The sequence below is a fragment of the Undibacterium sp. RuRC25W genome, from assembly GCF_049339825.1.
Taxonomy (GTDB): domain Bacteria; phylum Pseudomonadota; class Gammaproteobacteria; order Burkholderiales; family Burkholderiaceae_D; genus Undibacterium.
Map to the genome: position 1 here is coordinate 45,887 of NZ_JBMPPD010000032.1, position 9,968 is coordinate 55,854.

Consider the following 9,968-nt stretch of genomic DNA (forward strand, 5'->3'; position numbering starts at 1 on the left):
GTCAATCCTCACAAAATAAAAGTCACCGAAAAATTCATTCAACCTAGTATGACGTCATCGTAAAGTTTAAGCATGAAAATTCTCGTCGCCATCGCTTTTTTTCTGATTATATTCAGTATGGGGTCAGCCTTAGTTTATTTAATGAAAGACAAAGGCAAGAGCAACAGAACTGTCAAAGCACTAGCGTTTCGGGTCGGGTTTTCAATCAGCCTATTTTTGCTCATTTTAATTGCCCATCACTTTGGTCTCATCCAGCCTACTGGCATCAGATAAAACAACAGCAAGTGATCTGAAACTCCAGCATATTGCGGCGTTTCAACAGCAAACCACACATAAAAAAACCGCACTAATGCAGTGCGGCTTTTCACAGAGCAAATCAGCGCTGATCAATACTTACAACCAGTACACGACGACGTACAGCCCCAACCAGACAACGTCGACAAAATGCCAATACCATGCCGCACCCTCAAAAGCGAAATGGTTTTCAGGGGTGAAATGTCCCTTCATTACACGGTACAGGACGACAGACAACATGATGGCACCCATCGTGACGTGGAATCCATGGAAACCCGTCAACATAAAGAACGTTGATCCATAGATCCCTGAAGTCAGTTTCAGGTTCAGATCGTGATAAGCCTCAATATATTCATACGCCTGACATCCCATGAACGTCGCGCCAAGCAGAATCGTTGCAAACAACCAGAATGCCGTTTTTGCACGATGACCTTCACGTAATGCGTGGTGAGCGATTGTCAAAGTCACGCCTGACGTCAGCAACAAGGCCGTATTGATCGTCGGGATCGGGAACGGCGTCATAGTTCTGAACGCTTCGATCGTCCCAGCAGGACCTGTGTTACCCCACTGTGCTGAAAAATCTGGCCACAACACTTTATGATCCAGATCTGCCAGCCATGGCATAGAAATGCTGCGTGCATAAAATAGCGCACCAAAAAACGCACCAAAGAACATCACTTCAGAGAAAATAAACCAGCTCATACTCCAGCGAAATGAAACATCAATACGTTCGCTGTATTTACCGCTTTCTGATTCAGCAATTGCATCGCCAAACCAGTTATAGAGCACCACCAATGTAAGGAAAACACCAATACCATTCGCATAGGGTCCCCAGCCTAAGCCATTGACCCAAGCCGACGCACCAAACATGGTGAGCAATAAAGAAAACCCTGCCAGAACTGGCCATTGAGATGGCCCTGGCACAAAATAATATGGCGCTTTCGCGTTTGAAGAACTCATTTCCATCTCCTGATGCAATTGAATATGCTTACTAGAATTGTTATTTTGCGACGACTTGTTTTACGATCATTACCAGCGTTGCGATAAAGAGCAGCGCGCCAATCAAACCTGCGATGATGACATGGACCGGATTGAGCTTTGCCGCATCCTCTTCATAATCATCTTTTTTCCGGATTCCAAGAAACGACCAGAATACTGCTTTCATTGCCTTCAAAAATGAAGCCTCAGACTTTTTCGTTTCTTTGCCATCAGTCATGTCTTACCTTGTTCTGTAGAACTACTTACCTTGGATGCGCCGCCAACCTCAAAAAACGTGTACGACAAGGTGATCGTTTTCACATCCTGCGGCAGGGCGGGATCAATGTAAAACACGACCGGCATTTGTCGTGCTTCATTGGGACCCAATGTTTGCTGCTTAAAACAAAAACATTCTATTTTTTTAAAATAAGCACTTGCTTGTTGTGGCGCGTAGCTAGGAATTGCCTGCGCGTCCATTTTGTACGCTTGCTTATTCACGACTTCATACACGATCTGCGACATTTCACCCGGATGTACCTTCATGCTTGGCACAGTCGGACGAAAACGCCACGGACCTTGTGTATTAGCATCAAACTCAATCGTCACTTCGCGGCTACGATCAATCTGCGAATTGGTCAGATCTTTGGCTGAAATATCTTTTGGCGTCAGAATATTAATGCCAGTGATTTCACAAATTTGCTTATAAACTGGCACCAGCGCGTAACCAAATCCGAACATCACCACAGCGACAACAATTAATTTACCCAACATCGTCGCATTTAATTTTTTGACTGAATCCAACAACTTAGTGTCTTTCCCAGACATGCGACTCCCGTTTTAAAAACGCAGCGTTTGTTTCAGAATCACGCCAGCAAAAAAAATCAGAGCGACAGAAAACAGAATCAATGCAGTTCTGAGGTTATTCGGCTTTTTTTGATCGTTTTTCATATTGACAGATACTTTCAACGACACCGCGCTCGTGGCGCAGTGTCAGATTTCATTCATTATTTAACGACAGGAGGCTCTTCAAATGTATGGAAAGGAGCTGGGCTAGGGACAGTCCATTCCAAGCCTTCCGCACCTTCCCATGGACTCGCCGGTGCTGGTTTGCCGCCCCGGATAGAAGGAATGACGACGGCAAGAATGAAGAATACCTGGCTTAAACCAAAACCAAATGCACCAATAGTCGCTACCTGGTTAAAGTCCGTGAACTGAGCTGGATAGTCTGCATAGCGACGTGGCATACCTGCCAACCCCAAAAAGTGCATCGGGAAGAATGTCACGTTAAAGAAAATCAGCGATGCCCAGAAATGGATTTTACCGCGTGTTTCGTTGTACATGAAACCAGTCCATTTTGGTCCCCAATAGTAGTAACCAGCGAACAGGGCAAACAAAGAACCCGCCACCAACACATAGTGGAAATGCGCAACCACGTAATAGGTATCTTGCAACTGAATGTCAATCGGGGTCACAGCCAAAATCAGACCTGTAAAACCACCCATCGTGAACACAAAGATAAAACCGACCGCAAACAACATCGGTGTCTCGAAGGTCATCGAGCCTCTCCACATGGTCGCCACCCAGTTGAAAACCTTCACACCAGTCGGCACGGCGATCAACATCGTTGCATACATAAAGAACAGCTGAGCTGTCACTGGCATACCGGTGGTGAACATGTGATGTGCCCACACAATGAAGGACAGAATCGCAATAGAAGCTGTCGCATACACCATGGATGCATAACCGAACAAACGCTTACGAGCGAAAGTTGGAATGATGTGAGAGATAATACCGAACGCTGGCAAAATCATAATATAAACTTCAGGATGTCCGAAGAACCAGAAAATGTGCTGGTACATCACCGGGTCACCACCACCAGCAGCATTAAAGAAAGACGTGCCGAAGTGACGATCTGTCAGTGTCATTGTGATCGCACCGGCCAATACTGGCATTACCGCAATGAGCAAATACGCTGTGATTAACCAGGTCCAGCAGAACATAGGCATCTTCATCAACGTCATGCCAGGCGCACGCATGTTCAGAATCGTTGTGATGATGTTAATTGAGCCCATAATGGATGAAGCACCCATGATGTGCACAGCAAAAATCGCCATATCCATACCAGGACCCATTTGAGTCGATAATGGTGCATACAGCGTCCAGCCAGCAGCGGTGGCACCGCCGGGTACCCAGAATGACGTAATCAGCAAAATCGCTGCAGGTGGCATCAACCAGAATGAAAAGTTATTCATCCGTGCAAACGCCATATCAGAAGCGCCGATTTGCAATGGAATCATCCAGTTAGCAAAACCGACGAAGGCCGGCATAATCGCGCCAAACACCATGATCAGACCATGCATGGTGGTTAATTGATTGAAAAATTCCGGTTGTACTAATTGCAGACCGGGCTGAAATAACTCTGCGCGGATAATCAACGCCAATACGCCGCCAGACAGCAGCATAGTGAAAGCGAACCAGAGGTAAAGCGTACCGATATCTTTATGGTTCGTCGCAAATAACCAACGACGCCAACCATGAGGATGGTCATGCGCGTGGTCATGGTCGTGACCATGAGAATGATCGTGATCGTGTGTGTGATCAACGGTTGTTGTGCTCATCTTGTCTCCTGTACTGTTCTGTGCAATTACTTACGCGCAACCAAAACTTCGGCTGGCTGGACAATGTTTTCTGCGGATTTATTGGACCAGTTATTACGAGTATAGGTAATCACTGCGGCAATTTCCGTATCAGATAAAGTTGCCTTCCAGGATGGCATCACACCTTTACCGTTCAACAACAGGTGAACCTGTGCATCTTTTGGTCCCGCTACCACAACCGAGCCATCCAATGCTGGGAATGCTCCCGGCACACCTTTACCAGAGGCTTGATGGCAAGCAACACAATTGGACGCGTAGACTTTTTCACCACGTTGTTTGAGCTCGTCGATCGTCCAGACTTTGTTTGGATCATCGGCTTTCGCAGCCATTTCTTTTTTCTTGCCGTCGACCCACAGTTTGTAATCTTCTTCAGACACAACTTTGACGACGATAGGCATAAACGCATGTTCTTTACCGCACAGCTCTACGCACTGACCACGATAAATACCGACTTTTTCAGCTTTAAACCACGTATCCCGTACATAACCAGGAATTGCATCTTGCTTCACGCCAAAGGCAGGAATCGTCCATGAGTGAATCACGTCATTCGCTGTTGTGATCAGGCGCACCTTTTTATTAACCGGAACAACGACTTCGTTATCAACTTCGAGCAGGTAGTTATCACCACGTGCTTCCGTTGGTGCCACGCCTGGTGACCCGACCTGTGTGCGTGGTGTCGCGAGAGTGGACAAAAACGAAATACCTTCACCTTCGCCTTTGAGGTAGTCGTAACCCCATTTCCACTGCATACCTGTTGCTTTGATCGTGATATCAGAATTGGACGTGTCTTTCATCGCAACAACGGTTTTCGTTGCTGGCAGCGCCATACCAATCACAATCAGAAATGGAACGATCGTCCAAGCAATCTCAACAGAGGTGCTCTCATGAAAAGTCGCTGGTTTAAAACCAAGGGATTTGCGATGTTTCAGAATGGAATAAAACATAACGCCGAACACTGCCACAAAGATAACCAGGCAGATGATGAGCATTAAGTTGTGAATAGAGTAAATTTGTTCTGCTATTTGCGTGACAGGTGTTTGCAAATTTAACTGAAGTACCGCCGGGCCACCCTGGCTATCTACCACTGCCCATGTCGGCAAACTGGCTGCCAGCAGCGACGCACCCAGCAGGAACGACTTTAATCGCTTTGCTTGTTTCATGTTATCCCCAAAACCCCGATTAGAATTCTCTAAGATTTATACAAAATTATTCCAGCAAGCAACGACGACATAGGCATTGAAAAATGCTTTTGCACCGTCACGCTACCAGGAACAGTTTACATAGTCCTATTCTTTTATGATTTGAGCACCAGTGCTATACACTTTGACAACTAATGACATTCAGAGCTCACGCAACATCGACTGCAAGGCGCAAATGCATTCGGGGCTAGGGAAATATCCACTCACGGAACACTTGGTGACCACTAAGGATATTCGTTTGATCGGCGAGGACAACAAAGCCCATTTCCGACTACACCATATCGACGAAGGCAGTGCAAATTGTACTAGGTTGAACCTTGAAGCTTTGATACCTACAACGGCATTTTTTGCATAAGACCTAACAAAGTGCGAACTGGCAACTTCTACAACGACTTGAGTATAAGATGGAAAGTGAACGGATATCAAGCAGAATGCGTGACAGAAATCGTTGATCTGGCTCAAATGAAACAAACGACAAAAAATGCTTTACAAGTTTTTTGCATTTACTTTTGATTTTGCTCAATCATGAACTTTCGCAAAATAAAAAGAGATCAATGCTGAATAAACGAAGTCACACAAAACATCAGCGAGAACAAATTGGACAGGTTGCCATTTTTTAATGATGTTTATATTTTTATCAAAAGAACACTTATTTCACTCATTTTAATCATACAAGCTCTAATTACCAGGAACGCATCCCCAAAGTCTGAACAGGGTCAGAAAATCGTAAAAAATGAAGCTAAACACGTATATCTTGCAATAAACTTTATCTAACACATAAAAGATAACATAAAATTAACACCCCCTTTTCTCCCTATTCACCGATTTAGCGACCGTGCTTAAGTTTTTGCCAAAACACATCCTATCTTACTTGATAGCAACAATCGTCGTAATTACCACAGTAACAACGTTGCTAGTCGTCGCGGATAAATCGAGCATAGAAACTGTTTAAATACCGCGCCATCAAAAAGCCGGTTTTATCAGCAGAAGGAAAACACTTGCGATGTTAGTAGCATCAAAGCAGCGGAATATTTACAATTCATTGTGCTCAACCTGGAAAATATGCGCTCCAAAGTGCTGACCCTGAGGACAAATCAGCAACAGATACACATATTATTCTCCATACACTGACTGGCTGTATATGGCGGATTGCAACCGATAATTAATATTAAAAATATAATTTCTATGTTGAGCAGGATGTTGCTGATAATTGGGAGACAGGAAAGCTATTCGGATACTGAAGCTCACTACCAACATCGTTAGAGCAACGACCAATGACCAAACTGGAAACGCAATTAGTTACTTGATTAATTCAACACTAACACCGCACATTAATAAAAACATGGAAAAAGGAAAAAATACTGCTTACTACCTTGCTCCGGTTAATTCACAGTGGCGCAAGTTAGCAGAATTTCCGAAATTTGATCCCAAGGGCGTTGAGCCATTGGCCGGTGCTTCAGATGGGAATTTATACGTCACTAGTAATTCTTGAGCCATTTTTAATGCGGACAATTCATCACCCCCGAATGTATTCCCCTTGCCATCGTATCGATACCATCAGCGCTATGGTTGCTGGAATAATAAACACAATAAGTCATACCGTCAGTAGTGACTTTATAAATCGCGCCTTCACCGTTACGGCTTATTTCTTCTATGATGGGCGCTTCATTCCAACTTGGCTTACGTTGTGTAGATGAAATTCCTTGCGCCAGCTTTGCCTCCAACGTGGCGTTCTACGTTTCTTTAGCCATAGAATGAAAATCTTTACGCAATTCTTTATAAATTCGCCCCAAATCAGCACGCGCTTTTTGGCTAAGATCATCTTGGGGTAAAGAATTGAAAGGAGGCTGCACGACGGCTTCGGATGATATTAATTGCTCAGCATCAGGAGGTTTGAATGCGTTTTTGGTTTCAAGTGTAACCGCATGTGACTTTTCTCTCACTGCTATCGACGAACGCGAACTCACCTTCGTTATTTCTGCATGCACCGGCTTCGCTCGTTCTGAAAAAACTGGATCAATACTCGATCCGGCGTGTTCTTTTCCTGTGCGCGAGGCTTTTGCTGTAATAGACCTAGCCCGATAATGATATGAAGCCCAATTGTAATACTTACCGCACCCAACGGATTTGCTAGTCGTTTCAGAGAAATAGTAGTCAAAGTAGATTGGTTCAAGTAAACCGTATTTTAAGAATGTATCACGAATGCTGCCGTCGTTTTTTGCTTAAAATTTCGAAGAAATAAAATCAAGAACAGTACCCTCTGGTACTTTTACAAGTGTACGATCGCTCAGAGTTATATCTTGACCCATATCTGCACAAAACGGTTTCCCTTTGGATGGATTTTTAGTTTTCTCTTGAAAAGGAACAATACCTCTACTCTGGTCAGTATCAACTAATTCAACCGAGAAGTTTTTGGTGTCGTTACGTGCGCGAATACCCGTCACGGTAGGAACAAATATTCTTGCATACCATGGCAACAATGCTTTACGTGCATTTCGCGCGTTTTTGGAAAAAACCAAACATGAGGACCACATCACCCTTACCAAATTCGTTGATAATCTTCGCTGCATCATAAGCCCGTTTGTAGGGATATAAAACCTGATTCCTTTCACTAAGAACAATAATTTGTTGTTGGTGAGGTTGTTCAGCATTTAACTTATCATAAGAACCTTCTTGCCAATTTTCGGCAAAAAACAAGAGGAGCATAAATTTGTAAAGAGAGAGAAAAAAATTACATCTTCCAACAATTATTATTTTTATACATGATTACTTTTCTTTCCCAAACAAAAATAATTGACACATTTTCCAACTGAAAATTGAACCAACGAAACTTGCGTAGATGCTCAGTAATAAAAAAAGAGATCCTCTTAAAAAATCAATATCTAACTCATGTATTCCTATAAAAAACAGAGCTTTCACTTCGATCAATAATGAGTAGATACCAAAAATAAAGGTGATGAATGTCAGCAATGAATAAACTAAATCTACGAGGTTAGACGGGAAAAATAATCTTGGCGATAGTTGACGCCCAATCAGGTCACATAAAAACCAATAGCCATCTGTTTTAGGAAGTGGACTAAGTGAAAACAGAGCTGCAAATAATGACAATCGGCATCCCCACTCTATAGACTGAGGAAGAGGAAAAAGCAAAATACATGTCGATATAGCTAATTGAAAGATTACTCCAGCTAACGCGATCATTGCTTTACCACGACGGTCCGTAAATACAATACTGGAAACATCAATCGCTAAAGCTGGAGAACCTCTATACGATCTAAAACGTATCGCGCCAACTGTGCCGGTATTCACTACACAAGCTGTTGCGTGACCAAGTTCGTGCACACAGATACATAAAAATAAAACAATGGACGATATTAAAATATCCGAAAATTTGGCTTGTGCAAACCAAACGGTAAGAGACATTGATCCATGAAGAAGATGGATGGGTAACAACGTTAAAGCCACAAGGCTTAATATGATTAAAAAAAATAATCCCTTGCCCGTACCTAATGGAAAAATAGAAGTAGCAATATGACGCACAACGTCTGCAGATAGTTCGAATCGTTTTGATTGCGAGGATTCGATTTTCAAATCAACATCAGCGCTTATCAAACCCACGGAAAGTAATTGAGTGACCTTTTCCGGTGAAAACATATCCAAAGAAGAAACATTAGATTTTTTACGAAGCTTTTGTAAGAGACGCATGTTTTCAACATCAAATCCACGCACAATAAATCGATCTCTACTGCGGCAGATGACGGCACCATCATTTCCATTGAGGATATCGTCAAATTTAAATTGATATAATTTCTGTGACATCTTCACCTACTAAGTCTCGATAACGATCGATTAAAGTGCCACTCTTTAAAATCTCACCTGGCTCTAACTCGCTTTCTTTCATTTTCCATGCTTTTAGCGTCTTACTGGAAAGTGCGAAATGGTCGCCATCAACGCAAAAATTTATTACACTATTTGCCATTTCTTTAAATTCAAAATATTGATGCATTTGATGTAGTCGCTCGTAATCCGCTGGATCAGAGTGAAATACTTCGGCAAATGCTTTGTAACTATTCGCTGCCTGCGCCAAGCCAAAATCTATTATTTGATAACCAGTAGCCTTTTTTTGTACCAGAGCGAATTTTGCATATTCATCGATAATGGAAATTAGTTTAAATAATGATGTCTTTGCGCGAAATCGACCACCATGTGCTTGATGTTGACAATCCAAATCTTTGTTGCGTCTATCTTGTGCCCAGGGAATATCAATTAAGATGATTCCATGATTACCCTGTTTCAATGCTCGTTTCATTTCGCGGATCATGCTAAAACCACTCGCAATAAATTCGAGATCTACATTGAATCGGTGGGCAAGTTCAACAAGTGAAGCTTGATGCTGAGAAGACTGCATTCCAATCAAACTGACCACTTTTCTATTTTTACTTTGCGATGCAAGTTCTCCGAAAAGAAGTGGATAGAGAGAAAAGTGGCAAGAAGCAAATAAACGCCCTTCTCCATTTGAATCTAAGGCAAATTTATTTTCGATATCAAGCGAACATTTCAATTCTGATTCTATGAAATTAATAGATCTGCTGGCTTGGCGATTTGCCCATTCATGTCCAATAAGAACAGCGCTTTTAGGTTGATAACCAAGGTTCCTCAAATTGGCGACAGCCAGTGCTGTTTTTAATTTGCTAAATTGCATATTGAAATGAATGGCGAATTCTAGGATGAAGTGCAATTTATGAACGGTACCGGTTAATGAGGGCAAGATGCGATAGCATTTGTGCCTTTTTGACCGGCCAGTCGAAATTGCATAATGAACTACACACATCTCACCCAA

The 9,968-nt window shown here is 42.8% G+C and carries 11 protein-coding genes; 2 read left to right on the plus strand and 9 right to left on the minus strand.

Translation table 11 applies throughout. From position 1 onward, the window contains the following. Positions 1-72 precede the first annotated feature (72 nt). The gene (locus tag ACO0KV_RS14450; RefSeq protein ID WP_423043250.1) at positions 73-273 is read left to right on the plus strand and encodes a twin transmembrane helix small protein; all 201 of its coding nucleotides are present in this window, start codon (positions 73-75) and stop codon (positions 271-273) included. 120 nt (positions 274-393) lie between these two features. Here the strand turns inward: ACO0KV_RS14450 and ACO0KV_RS14455 are convergent, their stop codons facing one another. The 6 genes from ACO0KV_RS14455 to coxB are packed head-to-tail and all read right to left on the minus strand — an operon-like array spanning position 394 to position 5,089. Further along, positions 394-1,254 carry a cytochrome c oxidase subunit 3 gene (locus tag ACO0KV_RS14455; RefSeq protein ID WP_423043251.1) on the minus strand — a complete coding sequence of 287 codons (861 nt, stop codon included), beginning with the start codon at positions 1,252-1,254 and terminating at the stop codon, positions 394-396. Between the two features lie 40 nt (positions 1,255-1,294). Then, positions 1,295-1,510 (minus strand): DUF2970 domain-containing protein, encoded by a 216-nt coding sequence (locus ACO0KV_RS14460; RefSeq protein ID WP_423043253.1) that lies wholly within the window; start codon positions 1,508-1,510, stop codon positions 1,295-1,297. After that, a complete protein-coding gene (locus ACO0KV_RS14465) occupies positions 1,507-2,097 on the minus strand; it encodes a cytochrome c oxidase assembly protein (RefSeq protein WP_423043255.1) in 591 nt (196 codons plus the stop codon). Before ACO0KV_RS14465 ends, ACO0KV_RS14460 begins: the two co-directional genes overlap by 4 nt. A gap of 12 nt (positions 2,098-2,109) precedes the next feature. Next, positions 2,110-2,220, minus strand: a complete 111-nt coding sequence (locus ACO0KV_RS14470) for a cytochrome oxidase small assembly protein (RefSeq protein WP_423043257.1) — start codon at positions 2,218-2,220, stop codon at positions 2,110-2,112. A 56-nt stretch (positions 2,221-2,276) separates the two neighbouring features. Further along, positions 2,277-3,890, minus strand: a complete 1,614-nt coding sequence (gene ctaD / locus ACO0KV_RS14475; RefSeq protein WP_423043258.1) for a cytochrome c oxidase subunit I — start codon at positions 3,888-3,890, stop codon at positions 2,277-2,279. Positions 3,891-3,916: 26 nt separating this feature from the next. Then, on the minus strand, positions 3,917-5,089 hold the full coding sequence (gene coxB, locus ACO0KV_RS14480) for a cytochrome c oxidase subunit II (protein WP_423043260.1): 1,173 nt from the start codon (positions 5,087-5,089) through the stop codon (positions 3,917-3,919). A 1,342-nt stretch (positions 5,090-6,431) separates the two neighbouring features. On the opposite strand from coxB, the gene ACO0KV_RS14485 reads away from it, so the two are divergent. Continuing rightward, complete coding sequence (locus ACO0KV_RS14485) at positions 6,432-6,620, plus strand: hypothetical protein (RefSeq protein WP_423043262.1); 189 nt, start codon at positions 6,432-6,434, stop codon at positions 6,618-6,620. Positions 6,621-7,350: 730 nt separating this feature from the next. Here ACO0KV_RS14485 and ACO0KV_RS14490 read toward each other — a convergent pair. From ACO0KV_RS14490 to ACO0KV_RS14500, 3 genes are all read right to left on the minus strand, one after another. After that, a complete protein-coding gene (locus tag ACO0KV_RS14490) occupies positions 7,351-7,779 on the minus strand; it encodes a hypothetical protein (protein ID WP_423043264.1) in 429 nt (142 codons plus the stop codon). A 115-nt stretch (positions 7,780-7,894) separates the two neighbouring features. Further along, entirely contained in the window at positions 7,895-8,947 is a 1,053-nt protein-coding gene (locus ACO0KV_RS14495) for a hypothetical protein (RefSeq protein ID WP_423043266.1), read from the minus strand. Then, positions 8,922-9,968 (minus strand): hypothetical protein (locus ACO0KV_RS14500; RefSeq protein WP_423043268.1); only part of this gene is annotated, 1,047 nt, incomplete at its 5' end. The genes ACO0KV_RS14495 and ACO0KV_RS14500, both read right to left, overlap by 26 nt.

What these genes read in the sequence shown, in the direction of transcription:
- ACO0KV_RS14450 (WP_423043250.1), top strand. Translation starts at nt 73, where the DNA reads ATGAAAATTCTCGTCGCCATCGCTTTTTTTCTGATTATATTCAGTATG.
- ACO0KV_RS14490 (WP_423043264.1), bottom strand. Translation starts at nt 7,779, where the DNA reads ATGCTGAACAACCTCACCAACAACAAATTATTGTTCTTAGTGAAAGGA.
- coxB (WP_423043260.1), bottom strand. Translation starts at nt 5,089, where the DNA reads ATGAAACAAGCAAAGCGATTAAAGTCGTTCCTGCTGGGTGCGTCGCTG.
- ACO0KV_RS14465 (WP_423043255.1), bottom strand. Translation starts at nt 2,097, where the DNA reads ATGTCTGGGAAAGACACTAAGTTGTTGGATTCAGTCAAAAAATTAAAT.
- ctaD (WP_423043258.1), bottom strand. Translation starts at nt 3,890, where the DNA reads ATGAGCACAACAACCGTTGATCACACACACGATCACGATCATTCTCAT.
- ACO0KV_RS14495 (WP_423043266.1), bottom strand. Translation starts at nt 8,947, where the DNA reads ATGTCACAGAAATTATATCAATTTAAATTTGACGATATCCTCAATGGA.
- ACO0KV_RS14470 (WP_423043257.1), bottom strand. Translation starts at nt 2,220, where the DNA reads ATGAAAAACGATCAAAAAAAGCCGAATAACCTCAGAACTGCATTGATT.
- ACO0KV_RS14460 (WP_423043253.1), bottom strand. Translation starts at nt 1,510, where the DNA reads ATGACTGATGGCAAAGAAACGAAAAAGTCTGAGGCTTCATTTTTGAAG.
- ACO0KV_RS14455 (WP_423043251.1), bottom strand. Translation starts at nt 1,254, where the DNA reads ATGAGTTCTTCAAACGCGAAAGCGCCATATTATTTTGTGCCAGGGCCA.